The following is a 23046-nucleotide window of genomic DNA, read 5'->3' on the forward strand; positions in this document are numbered from 1 at the left end:
AGTAATAATGACCAGTAACCAAACTGTTATATCTATTATAATCGCCACTTACAACTCGGCGGACGTTTTACAACGTTGCCTAGATAGTATTATTAAACAGACGGTAACCAATTTCGAATTGATCATCGTAGATGGTAATTCTACAGACGGAACAGTTAATGTAATTAAAAATAATGCAGAATTAATAGATAAGTGGGTAAGCGAGCCTGATAACGGTATTTATGATGCCTGGAATAAGGGAGTAAATTTATCAACTGGTAACTGGGTTATGTTTTTGGGTGCAGACGATGAACTATTGCCAGAGGCTATAGAATCTTATAAGAATTTTGTCGCCATTAACAATGAAGTAGAATATGTTTCGGCAAGGGTAAATTTACTAGAGCAAAATGGAGACCTTATTCGTGTATTCGGCGATCAGTGGGATTGGGGTGTTTTTAAAATTTATATGAACGTAGCACACGTATCATCATTGCATTCAAAAAAACTGTTTGAAAAGTATGGTTTGTTTGACGCGACTTATAAGGTTACCGGCGATTATGAGCTACTGCTTAGAGCTAAAAATAAATTAAACGCAGCTTTTCTTAATAAAACGGTAGCCAATATGAGAACCGGTGGGGTTAGTTCCACACCGGCCGGGGCTTTTAAAGAATCTCGAATGGCTAAAATCAAAACAGGTGGCCGATCATACTATTTAGCCATATTTGATGAACTCGTGGCCAGGACTAAATATGGTCTCAGAAAAGTAATCAAAAAATTGTAGTGAAAAATTATATATTTTATAGCACACTCATTGGAATCTTTACAGAGAGGTTATTTGTACACGTCGGAATAGATATAAAATTAATCTATGGTATTTTTTTTATTAACTATTTGATATTGCTGGCTTTCAATAAAATAATAATTCCTAAATTTTTATTCTATATAGTTTTTTATTTAGCAGTTACCTCAATAATTGCTTGTGTTTTCAAAACAGATCAGCCCGCGGCAGCTATAGCCCAGCTATTAGGAATAAGTGTATCTATGCTATATTTTTATAATATTTATAGGTACACCGATCTTGATATTGAAACTGTTTTTGATAAATACTTACAAGTATCTTTTTATCTTTCGGCTATAGGCATACTTATTTTTGTTTTTGAAATAGTTAACGGGCACTTTGATTACAGATTACAAAGCCTGATGAATGAGCCGGCGCACTTTTCTGGCATTATAGCTCCTGCATTTTATTATTCACTAAAAAAATATAAACAAAGTCCGAAGAGATTTTATGTAATTGCCTTAGCATTAATTTTAAGTGGTTCATCTGTGGGCTATATATGCATCCTATTATCTGCTATTATATACAATAAAAAAATATTTGTTTTAAGGAACCTAATTATTTACTGTGCTGCGGCATTTCTAGGCTTAGCGGCTTATTTAAGTTTAGAAAATGTTAGAATGCGTGTGGATGATACCGCAAAATCGTCTGCTAGCTTAGACGTTACCGGAGCTAACTTAAGTACTTATGCCTTAATATCGAATTTGTTCGTTACTCAGCAAGTGTTGATGCACAATCCAGTTACTGGGAATGGATTAGGATCGCATAAGTTAAGTCATCAAAAATATATAGGTGATCTAACCGGAAATGAAACTTTTGATGAATTACAGGACCTTAATGCTGAAGATGCAAATTCATTGTTGCTCCGGGTATTGTCGGACTTAGGCCTGGTAGGTGCATTTTTCGTTTTTAGGTTTATCGGTAAATTTTACTTAAAACAGGATGACTGGTATATTTTATCCCGAGCGGTGTTAATATATTTCTTTTATAAGTTATTTAGAGAAGGGCACTATTTTTCACCTGAGATGTACTTTTTCGTTTTTATGTATTATTTCCACTACCAACAAAAAATGAAAAATAATTTAGACTTAATTATTAAAGCATGAAAACGTATTACTTACGATATGGTTTTTGGGGTACAATTTATATGATAAAGTGTAAACTTATTACAAAGCTTTTTTTTAAAAACGCCAGGTTAATAAGGTTACCAATTGATATTAGAGGTAAAAAGTTTATCGATTTTGGGAATAGTCTTACTACTGGCAAGTATTGCAGGTTTGAAGCGCTCGTTAAAGGTATAGAAAAGCAAGATAAACACAGCCTTGTATTTGGTTCCAATGTTACTATAAATGACAGTGTGCATATCGGTGCTATGAACTCTGTAATTATAGGAAATGATGTGTTGATAGCAAGCAAAGTATTTATTTCTGACCATAGCCACGGTGATTATAAAGAAATTGGGACAGATCCATCTATTCCACCTGCTCAAAGAAAAGAAGTTGCTGCAGCTGTTGTGATAGAAGATAATGTGTGGATCGGAGAATTCGTTTCTATACTACCGGGAGTAACAATAGGGCAGGGCTCAATAATAGGCACAATGTCAGTAGTAAATAAATCAATACCGCCGTTTTGTATAGCGGTAGGCGCACCCGCACGTGTAATAAAAAAATACAATTTTGATAATAAGCAATGGGAAAGATATCATGAATAAGATCGTAATCTCGGGGGTTAATTTAGTTGAGGGTGGGCAGATGAGTGTGCTGAAAGACTGCCTAAACTTATTGAAAGCCGGGAATAATATTGAGCATGAGGTTATCGTTTTGGTGCACTCTAAAAGTCTGGTGACAGAATTCATTAATAACTTTGAAATACGCGAATATCCGCTTGTCAAAACTTCATGGATTAGAAGGGTTAAGTTTGAATATTTTACGTCGAAAAAGCTCTCAAAGCAAATTAAACCTGATTTGTGGTTTTCTTTGCATGATATGACTCCGAATGTTGATTGTAAAACACAAGTAGTTTATTGTCATAACCCTTCACCGTTCTATAAGTTAACTTTTAAGGAAAAGCTTCTGGATATCAAGTTTGCACTCTTCAATGCCTTTTATAAATATTTATACCAAATTAATATCAAAAGAAATAGGTTTGTTATTGTACAACAAAACTGGTTACGCGACGAGTTCATAAAACTGTTTGGTGTAAATACCATTGTCGCATATCCACTTATAAATAACGACTTTTCTTTTTCCAAAGAGGTCATTGAAAATGATGTATCTAAGTTTTCTATTTTTTATCCATCATTTCCCCGTATTTTTAAAAATTTTGAAGTTTTATTAGAGGCCGGGAAGATATTGTCGACCTACAGAAACGATTTTGAAATTATTGTCACGATAAGAGGCGATGAAAATAAATATGCCATAAGTTTATTTGAACGCTATAAGCAATATGACTGTATAAAATTTGTAGGTAAATTAACCAGAAATCAGGTTTATAATTATTACAATGAAGTAGCTTGCCTCGCTTTTCCTTCAAAACTTGAAACCTGGGGATTACCAATAAGTGAGTTTAAGCAATTCAATAAACCCATACTGGCCGCGAATTTACCTTATGCAAAAGAGACAGTTGGCGAATATGGATGTGTTAAATTTTTTGATTCTACAAATGCCTACGAATTGGCTGAATATCTAAGCAAGTTAATTGATGGTAATTTGGAATTTGACCGGTACAAAACATTAGTACCTGCAGCGCCTTTTGCATCAAACTGGGCGCAGTTGTTTGATATCATACTGCAACAAAAAGATATTAACACTTAATAGCTTTGCCTTAAACAAACTTGAAAACAATTTAAACAAAAACAACGCAGCTGTGTTACAAAAAAGTGTGCGTTAAACCGTAAATATACGAAGTTATAATACACAGATTAACATGCCAATTGCCAACAAAAGAATGTAACTCGGCTACGTTGGTATCGAATGATTTATATTTAGTGAAGAAAATAAATTTTAATGATAATGGCTATGTCGATGATGATAAAATAATTTTTGGCATAAATATGATGAAAAACTTAGTTTCGCATCGATTAATAATACTGTCTAGCTATTTTGTTTAGAGATCTGGATGTAAAGTTGGGGACGTAATATACTATAACAAATTATTAACAAATACCTTTGTAATTATGGCTGATCTTTCAGTTTCAGTTGTGCTATATCATACCGATAAAGGAGAATTATACAACTTATTAAAAAGCTTTATTAAGTCAAATCTGTCGATTGATATTTTTTTAATAGATAATTCTGCTAGCGACGAATTAAGAGAAATATCATTAGTGTTTGATAATTCGATATATATATTCAATGGCAAAAATATTGGTTATGGAGCTGGCCATAACATTGCCATTAATAGATCAAATTCAAAGTATCATTTAATTGTTAATGCAGATATAGAATTTGATCCTCAAATACTTAATACGGCGTTGGAGTTTATGAACGACAACCCTGATGTTGGAATGATTAGCCCACAAATAATTTTGCCAAATGGCGAGATGCAGTTTTTTTGCCGGAAGTTACCCACCCCTTTTGATTTATTTGCCCGTCGATTTATACCTTCGTTTATAAAGCCAATATTTAAAAAGCAGCTTGACGAGTATTTATTGGCTGACAGAGATTATTCAAAACCAATGAATATACCAAATTTGCCAGGCTGTTTTATGTTTATGCGCATGAGCGTCTTAAAAGAAGTTGCTGGTTTTGATGAGAATTTTTTTATGTATGTTGAAGATATTGATTTGACAAGAAGAATACATGAAAAATCTAAAACTTTATATTTGCCTGAAATAAAAATTGCACATGGTTTAGCAAGAGGTTCTTACAAGTTTTCAAAGTTAATGTTATACCACATTCAGAGTGCCGCCTATTACTTTAACAAATGGGGCTGGTTTAATGATGAGCAGCGTGTGAAGATTAACAAGGCGCTTTAAGTCCGATTATACGCTGTCCGTCTTATACTAATTAAAGCTCTCAATGGTTCATCGATATACTACTTTTATAAAGGCTATCAATCTTACCGTTGATTATATCATGCTAAATATTAGCATGATGATTTCATACCTTATAGTTGGTCATAGTTTTTTTTCTTGGTGGAATAATCATTATTTGCCCGTAGTGCTGGTGTTAAATTTAATCTGGTTGTTAACCGCCAATATAACGGGCCTGTATGAGTATGTCATTACCAAAGATTCAATTAAGACTTTTAGAGGCGTCATACAGTCGTATTTGTTGTTTTTAAGTTTCACAGGTTTTACTGTTGTAATTCTTATTGGAACTAACTCATACTCTGTCAGCCGCGAATACCTAATTTGCAGCCTGCTTCTTTTTGGCTTTTTATTGTGTTTTTGGAAACTTGTGTTTTTGACTATCCGTAAAAGCGAACGATCTTCACTCATAGATAACAGAACTTTTGTGATTGTGGGTGGTGGAAGAATAGGTGAAGAGCTTTACGCTTATTTCGAGGGAAATCCGGAACTCGGTTACAAAATAATGGGTTTTTTTGATGATGAACCCACAAACGTAACACAGGCGCACCTTTATTCTGGTTCTGTAGACGACTGCATTAGATTTGTTATAGCTAATGATGTAAATGAGATTTTCTGTACACTGCCAGCTGCCCAGTCACAGCAAGTTGAGCAGCTAATGATTGCGGCCGACAGAAATTTAATTAGATTTAAATATGTGCCTGAATACTATGATTTTACTAAGCGCGCCACCTACGTTGAAACATTTGGTCACATTCCTGTAATATCTACCAGACCTGAACCGCTTGAAAACATGTTGAACCGCTTTTTAAAGCGAGCTTTTGATATTTTATTTTCCTTATTCATCATCGTATTTATACTAAGTTGGCTATTTCCTATTTTGGCAATCTTAATAAAACGTGGTTCTAAAGGTCCAATATTTTTTGTACAAATTCGGTCAGGCCGTAATAATAAGCCTTTTAAATGTTATAAATTTAGGAGTATGAAACTTAACGCTGATTCGAACAATAAACAAGCAGTTAAGGGCGACTCGCGTGTAACTCCATTGGGCGCTTTTTTGAGAAGGTCAAGTCTGGACGAACTGCCGCAGTTTTTTAATGTTTTAATGGGCAATATGTCCGTTGTGGGGCCTCGTCCACACATGATAAGTCATACAAAACAGTATTCGCAACTTATTGATAAATTTATGGTGAGGCACTTTTTGAAGCCGGGTATTACCGGATATGCACAAGTACAAGGATTGCGTGGCGAAACAAAAACAACCGAGGCGATGTTACGGCGAGTGGAAGCCGATGTATGGTACTTGGAAAATTGGTCTTTTTTACTCGATTTGAAAATTATATTTCTTACAGTATGGAATGCGGTGCGGGGTGAAGAAAATGCCTACTAATAACACAACTTATCTAACGTTTTATTATTGCTAATGAAAAAGAAATCGATAATTTTAGGATTAATACCACTTATGTTAGCCTGTAAAACCGAGGTGAGTAGAACTGTTGTAGTTTACAATAACGATTTTGAGAGCAATAATTTAACTAATATTACTAACGGTCTTACTGCAACTTACAATGGTTCTACCGTATTAGGGCGGTATAATTCAAATGTTAACAAAGGATTTTTTGATCTGTCGATTAATAATTTGCCCAAGCACGATTTGGTGATCGTAACATTTGACCTTTACATTCACGATAGTTGGGATGGCAATAAGTCAGCCCCCGACGGACCCGATATCTGGGAAATGAAAGTTGACGGAAATACATACATCTATGCAACTTTTGCAAACTTTCAATGCAGCCCCACCGCCATTTGCTCACCACAGTCTTATCCTGATAATTATCCAAATTTTTATCATAATCCTAAGACCGGGGCTTATGCTACTAATTTGCCTGGCATTTGTAATGCCGCGAACAGCACTACACTATACAAAATATCAAAAACCTTTAGGCATTCAAGCAGTTCGTTAATACTTGAATGTTCCGATAAATTAATACAGACAAATGCTACTGACAAGCTGTGCGACGAAAGTTGGTCAGTCGACAATTTAAAAGTTCAAGCTGTATCTTTATGAAAATTATCAAGCTTTTAGTCATTTTTCAGTTGGTTTTTTGGACTTTTAAAAAAGCGGACGCACAATCATTACCGGTTGGGACACCTGCTGTGGAAGATTATTTCCGCAGATTGCAATTGTTCGGTAAGACAGATTCGACAGTTTCATTTATGGTAAGGCCGATATTTCCAAACGATGTTAAAGCCGTGAAATTATCGACTGATAGTATAGAAGATAAATTTAACCTGATGGGGGGGCGTAATAAGGACCATAGGGCGAAACCACTATTTTTAACAGTATTGCCTGTAGGTTTACAAACAGAAGTCAATTCGCATAACCCCTATGGATGGAATGATGGTGCCATGATACCTGCTAAAGGTTTTCAAACCTTAGCCACCTTTGGTTTTTATGCTGAGGTTGGACCATTATCCGTTCAATTAAAGCCTGAAATAGTGATGGCCCAAAATCTGGCTTTTGAAACATTTAACAATAACCAATATGATGTGATTTTTGCACGTTATTACGATATTTATAACAATATTGATTTACCAGTCAGATTTGGTCAACACAGCTATACTCGCGCTTATTGGGGGCAAAGTGCCATTCGATTAAACTACAAAGGTCTGTCGGTGGGCCTATCTACTGAAAATCTGTGGTATGGGCCGGGTATACGCAATTCATTGCTGATGAGTAACTCTGCACCCGGATTTCCCCATATTACTTTAAATACAATAAAACCAATTAAAACTGCAATAGGCTCGTTTGAGGGACAATTGATAGGTGGCCGGCTTGATAACTCTAATTTTGCACCACTGGTGCCTGATCACTATTATTACGGCAGTGACTTGTACGTGCCTAAGCCTGATAATTGGCGATATCTTTCGGGATTGGTGCTCACCTGGCAGCCAAAATGGGTGTCCGGTTTGTTTTTAGGATATGCCCAAACCGCGCAATCTTATGGATATAGTCTAAGCGGAATTAAAAGCTATCTTCCTTGGTTCGTTCCTGTAAAATCTACCACGGCACCAGACCAACCGATAAATGCGCAAGATCAACTTAGTTCAATTTTTATGAGGTGGATATGGGCACCTGAAAACGCAGAAATTTATTTTGAATACGGTCATTACAACAACAGACAAGATATTTATCAATCAGTTTTGCAGCCAAATAATTCGAGAGCGTATGTTGCAGGCCTGAGAAAGCTTTTGCCGTTTAAACAACGAACCGACCAGAACATAATGATAGCCGTTGAGGTTACGCAAATGCAGGAAACATCAGCTGCTGCTGTAAAAAGTGGGCAATCATGGTATGTAAGCCAAGGCATTCGGCAAGGCTACACTAATCAAGGGCAGCCACTGGGCGCTGGTATAGGGCCAGGCGGTAACTTGCAATCAGTAGAGGTTAGTTGGGTAAGCGGCTTAAAAAAAATTGGTTTGCAATTAGAACGATATGTGCATAATAATGATTTTTACTATTATGCATTTTATGACAGTCAAAATTATAGCCAGCATTGGGTTGATTTGGCCTTAGCTTTCAACGGCGAGTGGAACTACAGGAATTTTATTTTTAACGCTAAACTTCAATTTATAAACTCGTTAAATTATCAATGGGCACTAACTCAAAACGGCAATGATATAACATTTTCACACCAGTTGCATCAGTATAACGTGCAATTACAAACTGGCATTACCTACAGATTCTAATATAAGGCAACATGCGAAAAGTTATTATTAACTCATCTTTAATAATTAGTTTGAGTTTTTTTTTAACGCTAACTAAAGTCTGCGCCCAGTCTGTGCCTGTAACATCTATTTTTGACGATTACTATAGACAAATGCAATTGCTTGGTAAAGTTGATTCTAATTTCTCATTTTGCGTAAGGCCGGCGTTGTCAAAGGATGTTTTGAAAGTTAATGATGTTTTTGATCCTTACAGTACTTTACGTAAAAATAGAGAAAATACCGGCGCTGATGGCCGTGGCGTATTTCTACTTTTACCGCTAACTTGGCAGCAACAGGTCAACTCTAATCAGCCATATGGTTGGAATGACGGCGCAATGATACCTGCCAGAGGTTACCAGACTATAATTAGTGGAGGGGTCTATTTAAAATACGGATTTCTAGATATTCAACTTAGGCCGGAATACGTATACGCCGTTAACCCTGCGTTTAACGGGTATGCCAGTGGGCATGGCAGCCAAGACTTGATTAATTACTACGATTTTTACCGGCTAATTGATCTTCCTGAACGATTTGGGAATGGCCCCTACAGTAAGGCTTTTTGGGGACAGAGCAGTATAAGGGCAACCTTTGGCGCTGTGTCTCTTGGGTTATCTACTGAAAATTTGTGGTGGGGGCCAGGTATCACAAACTCACTACTTATGAGTTCTAATGCGCCGGGTTTTAAACATGTTACTTTCAATACGATTAAGCCCGTAAATACTGTTATAGGGGGCTTTGAATGGCAAGTATTCGCTGGCAGACTTGATCAGTCTAATTATCCACTTTTACAAACAGGTTCCACCAGCGTTGACTCCGCCCGAAGAAAGGGCTGGAGATATTTAACAGGATTCAATATTAACTATCACCCCCGATTTATACCCGGGTTAACAATTGGATTAAATCGTACCTTTAACGCCTACAAAGAAGATGTTAAATCCATTGCAGATTATATCCCTTTTTTGTTGTCATACCAAAAAAAGAACGAAAACAACGGAGCCGGAGACGCAATTCCCCGGGATCAGCTCACATCGGCCTATGTCAGATGGTACTTTGCCAAAGCTGAAGCAGAATTATATTTTGAGTATGGCCGCGAAGATAATTCGTATAACCTCAATGATTTTTGGGGAGATCCCGATCATAGTCGGGCTTACACCGTAGGTTTTCGGAAAATGCTTGACTTGAATAGTCATCGTGATCAACATATCTTATTAAGCTCAGAGATCACTCAACTTGCTTTAACAACTGACGACAGATTGGTTAGGTACGATGGTTCATGGTATGTGCATAGCACAGTAAAACAAGGTTATACAAATTTGGGCCAGGTATTGGGAGCAGGTATCGGTCCTGGAGGTAATTTACAATCGGCAGATATTAGCTGGATATGTGGGCTGAAAAAAATAGGTGTTAGTTTTCAGCGATATGAACACGATACTGACTTTATTAATTATTATTATTCACCTATTAACGGTAATAGTCGTAATTGGGTTGATCTTGCTTTTGGCGTGCAGGGTACATGGGATTTTAGGAATTTTTTATTTAATATCAAATTGCAACAAATAAAATCTTTAAACTACGAATGGGTTTTGAAAGACTATATTCCAGACCAATATTATATTCCTCATAACACAGTTTATAATTTTCATGGCGAGCTAGGAATAACTTACAGATTTTAGCAAAGAACTTAATAAATGGACAATCGTTTTTTTATAAAGAAGATACTTGTGGCCGGCATTTTAATCACGTCCGGCATATCATCCTTTGCTCAATCATTGCCGGTTGGAACCCCGGTTTTGGACGATTATTACCGCCGGGAGCAGCTATTAGGGAAAGTCGATTCTAACCTTTCATTCACTTTAAGGCCCTTGGGCAAAAGTAACCTTAAGATTACTGATATTTTCGATCCGGATAGTACATTATCAAATATCCGGGACGGATATGGAGCGAAAAAAGTTTTCGCAAATGCAAACGGGCTTTTTCAGATATTACCGCTAACCTGGCAGCAGCAATTCAATTCTAATCATCCATATGGTTGGAATGACGAGGCCATGATTCCGTCAAAAGGTTATCAAACTATGATTAGTGGTGGCATATACCTAAAAATAGGTTTTTTAAGTATGCAATTGCGGCCAGAGTATGTTTATGCAACTAACTCGTCTTTTGCGGGTTTTGCAGTGCCTGGAAGGTCTGACGCCGAGATTAAGGCATATTACAACTACTATAATAATACCGATGCGCCTGAACGATTTGGTTATGGTGTTTACAGTAAATGGTTCTGGGGGCAAAGTAACATAAAGCTAACTGTTGGTCCAATGGAAGCTGGCGTTTCTAACGAAAGTTTATGGTGGGGGCCTGGAATACAAAATTCCCTTATCATGAGTAATAATGCCCCCGGTTTTAAGCATATAACAATAAATACTTCACGACCAATTAAGACATACATAGGGCATTTCGAAGGGCAAATTATTGCCGGACGTTTGGACGGGTCTAATCAGCCTGCTTTATTAAAGAATCCCCAGTTTAATTACATTGATGGTTCGATATCCAAAACGGCCGATTGGCGGTATTTTACCGGATTTAATATAAATTATCACCCTAAGTGGTTGGCAGGCTTAACGCTTGGTATAACCCGCACATTTGACGCTTATGAAAAAGATGTACACGGATTTTCAGGATATCTGCCATTTTTTACTCCTTACTCTAAATCTGCTACCACTGGGCCAGAAAAATCAGGAACCGGTGATCCTTTTCCGCGCGATCAATATACATCGTTTTATGGACGATGGTTGTTTTTAAAAGCACAGGCAGAACTATATTTAGAGTACGGTTTAAACGATAATTCTTACAATCTGACAGACTTTTTCGAATCGCCTGACCACTCAAGGGCTTATATAGTTGGTTTAAGAAAGATGCTCGCCCTGCCTGGAAACAATGATCAGCATATTTTATTTGGTGCCGAAATTACGCAGCTTTCGCAATCCATCGATCGCATAGTCAGAGGAGCCGGTGGATGGTATGTACATTCTCAGATAAAGCAGGGGCAAACTAACTTAGGGCAATGGCTCGGAGCCGGAACCGGGTCAGGCGGCAATCTGCAATCGGTAGAAACTAGCTGGGTTTCCGGGCTGAAAAAAATAGGTTTTCAAATAGACAGATTTGAGCACGCGGTTGATTTCTCAGACAAATCTCTGCCTGATATTAATGGGAACAATCGTCAGTGGGTAGATTTTGCATTTGCCTTAAAAGGCGAATGGGATTATGAAAATTTTTTATTTAATGTAAAATTACAACAGGTAAAGTCGTTGAATTATGAGTGGATACTGAAAGATTACAATCCTGGTCAATATTATATCCCTCACAACACTGCCTATAATTTTCATGCAGAAATGGGAATAACCTACAGATTCTAAATAAAGAGAATCATTGAAACTTAGTTTTGAAGGTGTTTTCCTTTGTTAGTCTTTGCGTCTAATCAAAATAAATACGCAGAATAGTATTTCAGTAATTACGATACCTGTAGGTATAGTAATGTAGTATTTAAGGCTGTTTTTCTTTAAAGGTAAATCGGGTTCGTCGACTATTTGTACAGTCGGAGTTTCTTGAGCTAACATGGTTTTGCTAGCTTCCAAATTTTTAACTGTTTCGCTATACACTGCCGACAACAATGTTTTGTCACGTTGTTTAACTTCAATATCTGCGTTTGCGCCTGAGTATGCGGGGTTTAAATCTATAACATTTTGATCTGCGGCGGCTGATGTATATGTCTTGTGGTTAAGTAAGTGTTGAACACTGTCGGCTATATGCTGAAGCCGTTCAACATTATTTCTGAGCCTTTTTGTTTTGGTTGATATAAAAAAGCTTGTCGATTGGTCTATCATCCGCCTGCAAAAAAGCTGAGCCAGCTTTTCATCTTTCATGGTGGTATTTACCTCAAAGAAACTTAGCTTTTTATCTGTTTTTGCTATACCAAAATTATTGTCGAGTATTAAATCAATCATTTCGTGCAGCAAACTATCTTGTAAGCGTGTGGCTTTAAACCCGTTTAATGGAAACCTGATGATTTTATCGTCCGGACTATATTTACGCCATTTTTTGCTAAGCTTATAAACTGATGCATATTTATCTGCCAGCGTTTGTGTACTATCGTAAGCGGTAAGCAGAGTCTGTTGCATAAGTTTGCGGCTTTTTATTAACTCTTCAACATTATCGCCGGCCAATACGCCGCTTGCCCCGCTTAAACTACCAAGGTCAAGACCTGCCAGGCCAGCCAGTGCGGAAAGGCCACCGCCGCCACCAATTGATTTCGAATCATCTACCACAAAGGTTAGACGGGCCGTGTATGTTGGGGCTTTGTACCATGCAATAGACGCGCCTATTAACGCACCTATTATAAGACCAGTTGCTAATATTTTTTTAAAACTTAATATATACTTTAGGTCGTTAACCCTTTGTGCCAAAAGTTTTTTTAATGAGAATTCGGGCTCGTATAAATATGAATCGTCTTCGTGGGTCATTATTTGTGCAGAATGGCTATTATACTTACAATTGCTGTTAATGCGGTAGCTAAGCCGCCAATTTCACTGATACCTATTTTAAATCTGCCGTCTATCTGCTTTTCGGGTACAACTATTCGGCTGCCCGGTTTTACAATCGGATATAGACGGAAGAAAAGAAAATGCCTAACCGGTTGGTTTAAACCATCAGGATATTGAATATATGCACCAGCTAATCTTGCATTTTGTTTTGTTCCGGCAGCAGCATTAATATAATATTTAAAACGCCTTGCCTTAAAGGTTATATATTGGGGATTATTAACAGCCCCCGAAACTTCTACGTATGATATTACCCGTGGTACATATACGCTGTCGCCCGGCAACAAAATCATTTTATTGTGATCTGAAGCGGATGACTTACGTGTTTGGGACAGATCAAGGTTAACCCTTACACCGTTGCGATAGATTTGCGTGTTTTCAATGGATCCATATGGTGTAACGCCTCCGGCTCTTGATAAAAACTCTAAAGCAGTTTCGTCGCGTTTCTGCACAGGATAGTTTCCGGGAAAAGCAACTTCGCCTTTTACAATAACATTCCCTAATGGACGATAGTTTACCAAACGCGGCACATTGATTATATCCATCGGCTCCAGTTTTAAGTCTTGATTAGCCTCATTGGTCATATCAACCACAAAAGTATTTACCAGCTGGTTGGCTACACTGTCAGATTTGTTGTTTATAATGCGCGATATTTCGACATGATGTTGTGCCGCTTCGTCGGCGAAGCCTCCTGCCATAGCTAGAGCATCGCCCAGATTCAGGCCGTCGCGATAAATAAAGCTGACAGGTTTTTTTACGTATCCTCCAACAGAAACCTTTTGCATAGAAGCAAATAACGTACGGTCAAGTACAACAACCGAGTCTTCGCGTAAAAGCGGTATGTCGTTTTTTCCAGCAATAATATCACCTGGTTTAAAAGAAATGATTTGTTTCTCAAGATTTGGAAGTGTACGATTTATATAGCCGCGCTCCATATAAGCTTCAGGCCTTAATCCTTGCGCATCTTTTAAAAGTTGGTTTAAAGTGTATCCCGTTTTCAATTCGTAAGCGCCTGGGCGAAATACCGAACCACTCAAAAAAATGCGATTGGTATATCTATTTGTTACCGCTCCAATAGTTACTAAATCTCCATTTTGCGGTACATAATTGGCAAACATATTAGCCGATACGTCTTTAACCTCATGTTGCAAATCCGTAATCTGATCAACTTTTGCAACGCCTTTATACGCTAAAGCAGTAAAACCTCCGGCATAATTAATTAGGTCTTGCAATGTTTCATCATTTTTTAATTCAAACAGAAAAGGATTCTTCACTTCGCCAGTGATACCTACGTGTTTTTTATAGATGGGAACATGTATGATATCTTGATCTTCCAGTCGGATATTTTCATCTTGCAAGCCGCTTTGCAAAAAGCTATAGAAATCAACGGTTTTATAGATCTTGTTGTTTCTTATAAGTTCTATATGTCTTAGCGATCCGTTTTCGTTGGGCCCACCCGCGTTATATAAAATATTAAACAACGTAGTAAAACCTGATACCGTAAAGTTTCCAGGCATTACCACCTCACCGTTAACAGTTACATGGATACTGCGGGTGGTGCCAAGGTTAACAGCTAATTGAGTTTGTCCGCTTTTTAAAGCAGGGTATACTTTGCTCATTTTCGCTTTAATGAGACTGGTAGCTTGTTCAATAGTAAATCCGTTTACATAAATTAAACCGGCGTACGGTAGCAGTATATTACCCTCACCGGTCACTTTTGGCTGCAAGGTAGTTTCGTTTAATCCGGTTAGTATTACTATTACCTGATCGCCAGGGCCCAGTACGTAGTTTTTGGGTGTCGCAATAGAAAAGTTAGGCCTAAAGCTAAGACGATTTTGGGTGAAAAAATTCATTCCGTAAACTTCAAGTGTTTGGGCATCAGATGGAAGTCTTTTCTTTTGCGGCTCGGGCTTAACTATTGTGTCATTAGGAGCGCGGGTGAAATCGGCAGATTTTTCTGACTTGGTAGCTGTTTTTTTTTGCGAGGTTTTATCGCTTAAACCTAGCAACGAAACTCTTTGCTTAAGCATTGCAATATCATCAGCAGAAACTCCTTTCTTTTCAAGAGCGTCATAAACGTCTTTTTCACTTAAACCGGCTTCCTGAGCTCTTTCCCAATATTGAATTATCTGATCATCTGTTAACTGGCCAGGTTTAATACTTGATATATCACTTAACGACAGCTTTTGGGCAACTGCATTTTGCGATAAGAAGAAACAAGGTAGAAACAGAATAAAGAAGAGGTATTTAATTTTCATCTAAAATGATGTTTATAGAACTGGTACAAATATAGAATATATATTGGGTGTTAAGTTATGCAGATTGCCTACACGCAGCTAAACGAAACAACGTTAAATAAGTTTTAATATCGTAACAATAAGGGTTATAAAATTGATTTGTATGCAGCCAAAGTTTGTTGAGCCGCTTTTTTCCATGTATGCTCAGTTAATATTTTATTAGCTAAGTCTTCGTTAATTGGTGCTTTAGCAGCCAAATCAACCGCTTTACGAATGCTGTCTGGGTTTTCTGGTGCACAATAGAATGCATCATCGCCAAAATAATCTCTGGTGTCGCCTTTATCCGTGATTACCAGGTTACAGCGCATAATGGCGGCTTCGAGCGAGCTTAAACCTGTAGTTTCGAACCAGCTGGCCAGTACATGTACTTTAGCCAGTTGGTAGTATTTAACCATATCTTCATGGGGGATACGGTTAAGTAATTGAACGTTAGGGCCGGCAGCATCAACACATTGCTGATAATAGCTTTGTTGAGTTGGAGTAGCAGCCCCAATTAACACCAATTTATAGTCTGTATTATTTAATGCCCTGATAATGTTAAGCTGATTTTTACGTTTTTCAATGCGTCCTACGCTGATAACAAGTTTTTCGTCCTTAGGTGTATTTGTATCGTATTCAAATTTTTCTGGGTTTATGCCATTTGTGATAATTGCGTAAGGTGTTTGGCAAGCATAACGTTCTTTGATACGATTAAGCTCTGACATAGAATTGGGTAATATAATCTTTGCCTTTTTTAACACCTTTTGTATGCTGTGACGTTGGCCTGTAAAAATATAACTAATGGGCAGCCCTTCGCGGCCTCGTATCCAGCGTGAAATAGTTCTGAAATAATCTTTTGCATCTTCAGACATAAGTGCAAATAAACTTCGCCAATTAAAACCTGAATGTTTGTCGTAATCACCGTAGGGGCAATGTATCGTAGAAACCAAGATTGGTTTATCAGTGTTTTTGGTTTGCAGTAAAATAGCCGCCGAACGCGTGATATGGAAGAAGTTTAAAACGTCATATTGCTGGTGTGAGATTACCGCATTTGACAGTAAAATATCGACCTCAACACCTAATTCTCTTAATTTTTTTGCTGTTTGATCTATTTGTACGGTATCCCCGCCAGCTATATCATATAAATTAGGTCTTACGATGAAAGCTACCTTCATTTTCCTTGTTAAAACTAAAATATCACAGGTAAATTAGGGGTCGAAGTTAGTTAATTAACCACTACTCCCCAAATTGATAATGCGCCTGGTGGTATTACGTTTTGGCATTGAATTTTTCATATTAATTAAATTAAAGTTTAATCAATATGGTAGTGGTTTTAATCCGGCTTGCAAAAACAAGGCTATTTAACTACTATTGTACCGGTTAGCTTTTTAATAAACCATCTATGTTAAAAAATATTGCGGTTAATATTTCTACTAAAAATCGACAAAAAAAATATCAGTACTTTCTAAAACAATTGCAGCCTAACGTAAATACGCGAATACTTGACGTTGGGTTCACTAATGATGAACCGTATCCTGGCATTAATTTTTTAGAAAGAAATTACCCGTTTCTCCATAACATCACAGCTTTAGGCATAGAAGATGCGCCTAAATTCAAAGAAAACTTTCCCGAGGTGAAAGTAGTGATGTACGATGGCAGTTTCTTCCCTTTTGCAGACAAAAGTTTTGATATAGCATGGTCTAATGCAGTAATTGAACATGTTGGGGGATACGATAAGCAGCTTTTATTTTTAAGCGAACTGTTAAGAAGCAGTAAAGATATTTTTATCACCACCCCTAACAGGTGGTTTCCTGTTGAAGTGCATACGCGCTTACCATTTTTACATTATTTACCTAAGAAAATTTTTGACAAAGTATTGAAGTTAATTGGGAAGGATTGGGCGTCGGGAGATTATATGAATTTATTGAGTGTAGCTGACATGAAAAAAATGCTGAAGCGTCTTAATGTTGATAATTATATAATAAAGCGAAACAGGAAATTTGGTGTCACTATGGACTTTGTGCTTATTGTTAAACAATAATATTTAGTGTCGCTAATTAGTATATCGGCATTCGTTCTTACAAACATGCAAAACAATATACTTAATTAATTGTCTTTGATATTACAGTAATGTTGCTAAATGCTTTAGGATTGATGGATATCAATCTGCTTAATACTGTATAACTTTTAACAAAAATGCTGGTAATGCACCGAAAAAGGTTAATTTTGAAAAGTTTATAGTTAACTTGCCTATTTTCGTAACTAACATCTGCCAGATGTAGCCGCCAAGGCATAACATTTATATGAAGAAAAAAATTTACATTGCAGGTGCGGGAGGGATGCTTGGAGAAGCATTTTATCGCATTTTTAAAGATGACTACCAGATTAAATGTACTGATAAAGATGTAAATGAAAAATGGCTTGAATTTCTTGATTTTAGAAACTTTGAAGCTTATCGTAAAGATGTTGAAGCATTTAAACCCGACTATTTATTTCATTTAGGAGCCCATACTGATCTTGAGTATTGCGAACTTAACATTGACGATACTTACTTAACCAATACCACATCCGTTGAAAATGCTGTCTTTATTGCTAATAAATTAAATATTCCTTTATTGTACATAAGTACAGCAGGTATTTTTGACGGTACTAAAGACTTTTACGATGACTGGGACGAGCCAAATCCATTAGGCCATTATGCACGCTCAAAATATATGGGCGAACGGTATGTGCGTGAGAATGCAACACGTTACATTATTTGCCGCGCCGGTTGGATGATGGGTGGCGGGCCTGAAAAAGATAAAAAATTCATAAGCAAGATCATTAATCAGCTTATCGCCGGTAAACGTAACTTAAATATTGTTAACGATAAAGACGGCACGCCGACCTTTACCGTTGATTTTGCAAAAAATGTTCGCTTGCTGATAGAGCGGGAATACTGGGGCCTTTATAATATGGTTTGTAACGGAGAAACCAGCCGATATGAAGTTGCAAAAGAAGTAATTAATGTTTTAGGTCTGAAAGATAAAGTTACTTTGCAGGAAGTTTCATCGAGCTTTTTTAATGAAACCTATTTTGCTCCACGCCCACCTTCTGAACGGTTGATCAATAAAAAACTGGAGCTGAGAAGCATGAATATCATGCGCGACTGGCAAACTGCCCTTAAAGAATACATACACGATTATTACAGCGGCTACCTGCAAGAAAACGGAATTTATTTAGTAAAAGAATCTGTTACTTTATAACTTTTTATTTTGTAGATGCGTATTGCGGCATTTGGTTTTCGGTCTATGCCACCTGCAAAAGGCGCTGCAGGAGCAGATAAATTTGCGCTTGAACTTTTGCCTAGATTAGTATGTCGAGGTCATAGCGTTGTTGCATATAACCGCCGATATAAAGATGTTTTTGTTGACATCAATGAATATAAAGGCGTTAAGATCAAAACTTTTTATACTGTCGATAAAAAGGGTTTTGATACGCTCCTTCACTCTTTTAAATGCACATGGGATATTATTGTAAATAATACTGCCGACGTTGTTCATATACAAAACGGAGGTAACAGTATTTGGGCATTACCGTTACGCTTATTTGGTAAAAAGGTATTTATTAGCCAGGATGGTATTGACTGGAAGCGCGATAAGTGGACCTGGTACGCCAAACTTTACCTTAAATTTTCGTCGTTTATCACCGCCTACTTGCCTAACGAGGTAATCTTTGATAATGTGATAGCTAAGAAGCTTTTTGAAGATAAGTTTAACAAGCAATATAAATTCATTCCTTTTGGTAGTGAGGTTGAGGTACCGGCAAGTAGCGGTAATGTACTTGAAAAATTTGGACTTGAAAAAGGCGGTTATTATTTATTTGTAGGGCGTTTTATTCCTGATAAAGGCTTGCACTATCTTGTCCCGGGTTTTAAGAACTCTATATCTGACAAAAAGCTTGTTCTGGTAGGGGGCTCGCCCAACCCGTCGCCTTACGAAAAAAAGATTATGGACATGGCTGATAGTCAACTAATATTTCCAGGCTATGTTTATGGCGATGATACGAATATTTTAATTAGTAATGCCTATTGTTACATACAACCCTCAGATGTGGAAGGATTGTCGCCGGTGATTTTAACGGTGATGGGCTTGAATGTGCCGCTCATAGTAAGTGATATTGAAGAAAATCAGTATGCCGTTCAAAACACCGCGCGTATGTTTGAAAAAGGGAACATCAAATCATTAACCGAGCAGATCAATTATTGCGAGCGCCATTATGATAAGATGAAGGCTTTGGCCGAAAAAGCCAGTCAAAGAGCGCTGAGCGTATTTAACTGGGATAAAGTAGCCGACGAACACCTTGAGCTCTTTGCCAAGAGCTAGGCTACTTTTTTGAATAATTCGATTAACTGTAACGCAGCTTTTTGCCAAGAAAAAAACTGTAGACGCAAGTTGCCTTTTCTAATCAACTCTTCACGTAGCTCTTTATCGTCAACTACCACCTTTATTTTTTGATAGATATCATCAATATCAAATGGATTAAACTGTATAACGGCGTCGTCGCCTACTTCTGGCAGGCAAGTATTATTTGCTACCAGCACAGGGAGGTTACTTTTAAAGGCTTCAAGTATTGGTATACCAAAGCCCTCATTTATAGAGGGGAAGGCATACAATAAAGCATTTTTATACAACAAACTCAGGTCATTGTCACATAAATAGCCAGTCATTACTATATCCTTTTGCGTACCTGTAATTTCAATAGCTTTGGCGATTTCTTCATAATCGCTTTCATGCTTGTTAGGGACAGCGCCCGACAATACAAGTTTTAAATGCGCATAATCACCCGATTTCTTTAGTTTGTCAAATGCGTAGATCAGCATGGCTATATTTTTTCTTTTAAACATAGAACCAGCATGTAAAATGTATTGCTTATTTGCTATCGCAAATAAATTTAGTAGTTCATCTCCTCCTGCCGCATTTTGCGGCAGGCTTTTTGGGCCTTCGTATACAACGATGAGCTTTTCTTTAGCAATGTGCGTATAGTGGTGGATCCGCTTCTTAGCGTATTCGGTGGGCACAACCACTGCCGCCGAACTGTGTGCGGCAGGGACAGCTGTTTTTTTGTATAGCTTTAGCCAAAGCCGGCCATAATTTTCTGGCGTTTCCCAAAAAAAAGCGTCATGAAACACCGGGATGGTTTTAAAACCCAAATGAATAAGCGGAACAAAATTATCGGTGCAAAAAACGATATCGCAGCCGTTAAAAAAAGCCTTTAGTGGGAGGATAACTTGTTTCCAAAGTTGGAATCTGGTATGCTCAACCATTTTTAACAATCTGTTGTTGCCACTATAAACCGGGATACTGACATCCAGGAATTTAAATTTAATATTGTCGTTTTCCAGTTGCTTAAACGCTTTGGAAATTTCTTCGAGGTAGGTGCGTGTGCCTGTTTTCGCTACCCGCAGATCGCGTATGTCTACCCCTATAGTTAGTGGCTTAGGCATTGTCACGCGTTTTTATCACTTTAGCCGGCACGCCCGCAACAACCGAGTTTGCCGGGACAGATTTATTAACCACGCTGCCTGCCGCAATTACGCAACCGTCGCCAACTGTAACGCCAGCCAGTATGGTTGCGCCACCGCCTATCCAGCAGTTATTACCTATGATGGTAGCATGCTTGGTTACACCTTGTTGTCTGATAGTTTGATTTAGATCATGGAAATTGTGGTTCTCGGAAAATATTTGAATGTTGGGGCCCGTAATTACATCATCGCCAATAACAATACCGCCCTGCCCCGCCAAAAAAGCGCGCGCACCTATACCTGTACGGTTGCCGATCACGATTCCCTTACCTTTTTGAGCAATAACCCCAGTACAAAACAATATCGAATCGCGCGCTATTGAGACATTGTCGCCCACGGTTATTCCATTTGTTGATAATGCGTTAATGCTTACATTATCTCCCAGTATTAAATTTTTGCCTGCCAAAAACTGATAAGCGTGATGAACCTTAACTCCTGAACCTATGAATGTTAGGCCATCTGATCGCTTTAGAAACGGTTTTAAAAGCAATCCGCGAAGTATCTGAAAGAAACGTACCCAGCTTACATGCAGCAAATCTTTAAATGAATATGCACTGTCCCATTTATAATCGGGATCATTTTTTAGTTTTCTAATTAATTTCTCGATGACCATATGCCGGTAATTGTTTTGGCGGTTGTATCTGCATAATAACGGCTATCAACAAACCTGATAAAAACCAGTTCATGTATGACAAATAGGTAGATGACTCTAATTCTGAACTTAATGTAGGAATAAAGAAACCAACTTTTATTAAAAACACCGCGATACAAAGTTTTCTTTCTTTGCCTTTTAACCGATTAAGCCATTTATAGCTTATACGTATAAACATAAAAAATATAGCTAAGTCTATTATAACCGCTATCAGTCCGGCTTGCACGCCAATAATGATAAATTGATTTTCACCACCTACACTTTCATCTAAACTGGCAGCTACACGGCCGGATGTTCCCAGACCTAAACCAAGCGGATGCTGACTAATAGATAAGATGCCTTGTGTCCATTGAATAAGGTGTCCGACGCTTGACGGGTCGCTAAAGTCGATGGTGTTCATGAGTACCGCAATAATGCCGGTTTGATTATTCTCAAATTGAGCAAAAAGATATATTATATAAGCAGCAACTATAGCAAAACAAATGTGGATAGTGTTAACCAAAAGTTTGCGTTTGGTTATAAGTGCATAAATATATATTACGATACAATAGCTTACCAAAGGCGCACGTGACAACGCGAATATGATAGATATAGCCGTAGCGCATAAGCCCGCTATACCGAGGCTGGTTATGCGTAGTTTATTATCGTCGTCAGTAAAAAGTCCAAGTATTATAGACATGGCAAGTATAGCGGCTGCGGCATGCTCAAGCGGATTAGTATAAAAGCTGGCAAAACGTGTATAGCCACTGTCTGAGTGAAAAGTTACCGCAATACCGTAAGGGCCATCTGCATCCAAGTTAAAATAATGATAAGCGTAATCAAAATATCCCGTGTGAAACTGAAGTGGCGTTTGCAGTATAACTTCTATAACTAACACTATTGCAGTAGCTATCGCAAGCACAATAAATAAACTAAAGTATTTATTAATATAAACTTTCTTTGGGTCAAATAACCTTCCGGCAAAGTATACTACTATATAAAACGCAATGCTTTTTAATGAACTTAACCTCCCAAAAAAGCTTTGGCCTCCGATAGGCAAAACGGCGTAAACAACCAGGTATAGAAGTAAGGTAAGTATCAGGTAATCGATAACATGAAATCGAGGAAGATGCCTTAATGCAAGCAGATTAAGCAACAGTACACCCAATATCATCAGCTCTTTAAAAGACTGTAGCGCCGGAATGATAAAGTCAAATCCATATAAATAAATAACCGACATTGCTGTCGTATATATGGATAAACCAAAAATCATAAATATAAGCACGCCGCTTGTGTTCCCGTTGTAGATCTCCTTTAAAGCATAGTAAAACGAAGCAATAAAAATAACGGGGAAAATAATAAACATGCCTGC

The 23046-nt window shown here is 37.6% G+C and carries 19 protein-coding genes; 13 read left to right on the forward strand and 6 right to left on the reverse strand.

Translation table 11 applies throughout. The features are described 5' to 3' along the window. The first annotated feature begins 7 nt into the window (after positions 1-7). The 10 genes from ACFS5N_RS15325 (at position 8) to ACFS5N_RS15370 (ending at position 12022) form a co-directional block, all read left to right on the forward strand. Positions 8-760: a glycosyltransferase family 2 protein gene (locus tag ACFS5N_RS15325; RefSeq protein WP_377187393.1), complete on the forward strand. Its 753-nt coding sequence runs from the start codon at positions 8-10 to the stop codon at positions 758-760. After that, positions 760-1923, forward strand: a complete 1164-nt coding sequence (locus tag ACFS5N_RS15330) for a hypothetical protein (protein WP_377187396.1) — start codon at positions 760-762, stop codon at positions 1921-1923. The genes ACFS5N_RS15325 and ACFS5N_RS15330 overlap by 1 nt, the downstream gene beginning before the upstream one ends. After that, complete coding sequence (locus tag ACFS5N_RS15335; protein ID WP_377187399.1) at positions 1920-2528, forward strand: acetyltransferase; 609 nt, start codon at positions 1920-1922, stop codon at positions 2526-2528. The genes ACFS5N_RS15330 and ACFS5N_RS15335 overlap by 4 nt, the downstream gene beginning before the upstream one ends. Before the next feature lie 70 nt (positions 2529-2598). Beyond that, positions 2599-3630, forward strand: coding sequence for a glycosyltransferase (locus ACFS5N_RS15340; RefSeq protein ID WP_377187402.1), 1032 nt, complete (start codon positions 2599-2601; stop codon positions 3628-3630). Between the two features lie 362 nt (positions 3631-3992). After that, entirely contained in the window at positions 3993-4793 is an 801-nt protein-coding gene (locus ACFS5N_RS15345; RefSeq protein ID WP_377187405.1) for a glycosyltransferase, read from the forward strand. 100 nt (positions 4794-4893) lie between these two features. Next, on the forward strand, positions 4894-6237 hold the full coding sequence (locus tag ACFS5N_RS15350; RefSeq protein WP_377188494.1) for an undecaprenyl-phosphate glucose phosphotransferase: 1344 nt from the start codon (positions 4894-4896) through the stop codon (positions 6235-6237). A gap of 33 nt (positions 6238-6270) precedes the next feature. Further along, on the forward strand, positions 6271-6915 hold the full coding sequence (locus tag ACFS5N_RS15355) for a hypothetical protein (protein ID WP_377187407.1): 645 nt from the start codon (positions 6271-6273) through the stop codon (positions 6913-6915). Continuing rightward, positions 6912-8597 (forward strand): capsule assembly Wzi family protein, encoded by a 1686-nt coding sequence (locus ACFS5N_RS15360; RefSeq protein WP_377187410.1) that lies wholly within the window; start codon positions 6912-6914, stop codon positions 8595-8597. Before ACFS5N_RS15355 ends, ACFS5N_RS15360 begins: the two co-directional genes overlap by 4 nt. A gap of 11 nt (positions 8598-8608) precedes the next feature. Continuing rightward, positions 8609-10288 carry a capsule assembly Wzi family protein gene (locus ACFS5N_RS15365; protein ID WP_377187413.1) on the forward strand — a complete coding sequence of 560 codons (1680 nt, stop codon included), beginning with the start codon at positions 8609-8611 and terminating at the stop codon, positions 10286-10288. 15 nt (positions 10289-10303) lie between these two features. Next, positions 10304-12022, forward strand: a complete 1719-nt coding sequence (locus ACFS5N_RS15370; RefSeq protein ID WP_377187416.1) for a capsule assembly Wzi family protein — start codon at positions 10304-10306, stop codon at positions 12020-12022. Positions 12023-12067: 45 nt separating this feature from the next. On the opposite strand, the gene ACFS5N_RS15375 is transcribed toward ACFS5N_RS15370, so the two are convergent. The 3 genes from ACFS5N_RS15375 to ACFS5N_RS15385 form a co-directional block, all read right to left on the reverse strand. Beyond that, positions 12068-13126: a hypothetical protein gene (locus ACFS5N_RS15375; protein WP_377187419.1), complete on the reverse strand. Its 1059-nt coding sequence runs from the start codon at positions 13124-13126 to the stop codon at positions 12068-12070. Then, on the reverse strand, positions 13126-15462 hold the full coding sequence (locus ACFS5N_RS15380) for an SLBB domain-containing protein (protein WP_377187422.1): 2337 nt from the start codon (positions 15460-15462) through the stop codon (positions 13126-13128). The genes ACFS5N_RS15375 and ACFS5N_RS15380 overlap by 1 nt, the downstream gene beginning before the upstream one ends. Before the next feature lie 125 nt (positions 15463-15587). After that, on the reverse strand, positions 15588-16655 hold the full coding sequence (locus tag ACFS5N_RS15385) for a glycosyltransferase family 4 protein (RefSeq protein WP_377187425.1): 1068 nt from the start codon (positions 16653-16655) through the stop codon (positions 15588-15590). 227 nt (positions 16656-16882) lie between these two features. Between ACFS5N_RS15385 and ACFS5N_RS15390 the strand changes: the two genes are divergently transcribed. From ACFS5N_RS15390 to ACFS5N_RS15400, 3 genes are all read left to right on the forward strand, one after another. Further along, on the forward strand, positions 16883-17521 hold the full coding sequence (locus ACFS5N_RS15390) for a methyltransferase domain-containing protein (protein ID WP_377187428.1): 639 nt from the start codon (positions 16883-16885) through the stop codon (positions 17519-17521). Between the two features lie 262 nt (positions 17522-17783). Further along, positions 17784-18725 carry an SDR family oxidoreductase gene (locus ACFS5N_RS15395; RefSeq protein ID WP_377187430.1) on the forward strand — a complete coding sequence of 314 codons (942 nt, stop codon included), beginning with the start codon at positions 17784-17786 and terminating at the stop codon, positions 18723-18725. A gap of 45 nt (positions 18726-18770) precedes the next feature. Further along, positions 18771-19844: a glycosyltransferase gene (locus ACFS5N_RS15400; protein WP_377187433.1), complete on the forward strand. Its 1074-nt coding sequence runs from the start codon at positions 18771-18773 to the stop codon at positions 19842-19844. Here the strand turns inward: ACFS5N_RS15400 and ACFS5N_RS15405 are convergent. From ACFS5N_RS15405 to ACFS5N_RS15415, 3 genes are read right to left on the reverse strand one after another with little or no spacing between them, the layout of a single operon-like run. After that, complete coding sequence (locus ACFS5N_RS15405; RefSeq protein WP_377187436.1) at positions 19841-20965, reverse strand: glycosyltransferase family 4 protein; 1125 nt, start codon at positions 20963-20965, stop codon at positions 19841-19843. The genes ACFS5N_RS15400 and ACFS5N_RS15405 overlap by 4 nt on opposite strands. Next, on the reverse strand, positions 20958-21656 hold the full coding sequence (locus ACFS5N_RS15410) for an acyltransferase (protein ID WP_377187439.1): 699 nt from the start codon (positions 21654-21656) through the stop codon (positions 20958-20960). Before ACFS5N_RS15410 ends, ACFS5N_RS15405 begins: the two co-directional genes overlap by 8 nt. Further along, on the reverse strand, positions 21634-23040 hold the full coding sequence (locus tag ACFS5N_RS15415) for an O-antigen ligase family protein (RefSeq protein ID WP_377187442.1): 1407 nt from the start codon (positions 23038-23040) through the stop codon (positions 21634-21636). Before ACFS5N_RS15415 ends, ACFS5N_RS15410 begins: the two co-directional genes overlap by 23 nt. Between the last annotated feature and the right edge of the window lie 6 nt (positions 23041-23046).

It is taken from the genome of Mucilaginibacter ximonensis (genome assembly GCF_042686265.1).
Lineage (GTDB): Bacteria > Bacteroidota > Bacteroidia > Sphingobacteriales > Sphingobacteriaceae > Mucilaginibacter > Mucilaginibacter ximonensis.

Excerpts from the sequence above, each read along its gene's own strand:
- ACFS5N_RS15360 (WP_377187410.1), top strand. The coding sequence starts at position 6,912 with ATGAAAATTATCAAGCTTTTAGTCATTTTTCAGTTGGTTTTTTGGACT.
- ACFS5N_RS15325 (WP_377187393.1), top strand. The coding sequence starts at position 8 with ATGACCAGTAACCAAACTGTTATATCTATTATAATCGCCACTTACAAC.
- ACFS5N_RS15385 (WP_377187425.1), bottom strand. The coding sequence starts at position 16,655 with ATGAAGGTAGCTTTCATCGTAAGACCTAATTTATATGATATAGCTGGC.
- ACFS5N_RS15350 (WP_377188494.1), top strand. The coding sequence starts at position 4,894 with ATGCTAAATATTAGCATGATGATTTCATACCTTATAGTTGGTCATAGT.
- ACFS5N_RS15355 (WP_377187407.1), top strand. The coding sequence starts at position 6,271 with ATGAAAAAGAAATCGATAATTTTAGGATTAATACCACTTATGTTAGCC.
- ACFS5N_RS15400 (WP_377187433.1), top strand. The coding sequence starts at position 18,771 with ATGCCACCTGCAAAAGGCGCTGCAGGAGCAGATAAATTTGCGCTTGAA.
- ACFS5N_RS15335 (WP_377187399.1), top strand. The coding sequence starts at position 1,920 with ATGAAAACGTATTACTTACGATATGGTTTTTGGGGTACAATTTATATG.
- ACFS5N_RS15345 (WP_377187405.1), top strand. The coding sequence starts at position 3,993 with ATGGCTGATCTTTCAGTTTCAGTTGTGCTATATCATACCGATAAAGGA.
- ACFS5N_RS15375 (WP_377187419.1), bottom strand. The coding sequence starts at position 13,126 with ATGACCCACGAAGACGATTCATATTTATACGAGCCCGAATTCTCATTA.
- ACFS5N_RS15370 (WP_377187416.1), top strand. The coding sequence starts at position 10,304 with ATGGACAATCGTTTTTTTATAAAGAAGATACTTGTGGCCGGCATTTTA.
- ACFS5N_RS15380 (WP_377187422.1), bottom strand. The coding sequence starts at position 15,462 with ATGAAAATTAAATACCTCTTCTTTATTCTGTTTCTACCTTGTTTCTTC.
- ACFS5N_RS15365 (WP_377187413.1), top strand. The coding sequence starts at position 8,609 with ATGCGAAAAGTTATTATTAACTCATCTTTAATAATTAGTTTGAGTTTT.
- ACFS5N_RS15415 (WP_377187442.1), bottom strand. The coding sequence starts at position 23,040 with ATGTTTATTATTTTCCCCGTTATTTTTATTGCTTCGTTTTACTATGCT.
- ACFS5N_RS15395 (WP_377187430.1), top strand. The coding sequence starts at position 17,784 with ATGAAGAAAAAAATTTACATTGCAGGTGCGGGAGGGATGCTTGGAGAA.
- ACFS5N_RS15390 (WP_377187428.1), top strand. The coding sequence starts at position 16,883 with ATGTTAAAAAATATTGCGGTTAATATTTCTACTAAAAATCGACAAAAA.
- ACFS5N_RS15410 (WP_377187439.1), bottom strand. The coding sequence starts at position 21,656 with ATGGTCATCGAGAAATTAATTAGAAAACTAAAAAATGATCCCGATTAT.
- ACFS5N_RS15405 (WP_377187436.1), bottom strand. The coding sequence starts at position 20,965 with ATGCCTAAGCCACTAACTATAGGGGTAGACATACGCGATCTGCGGGTA.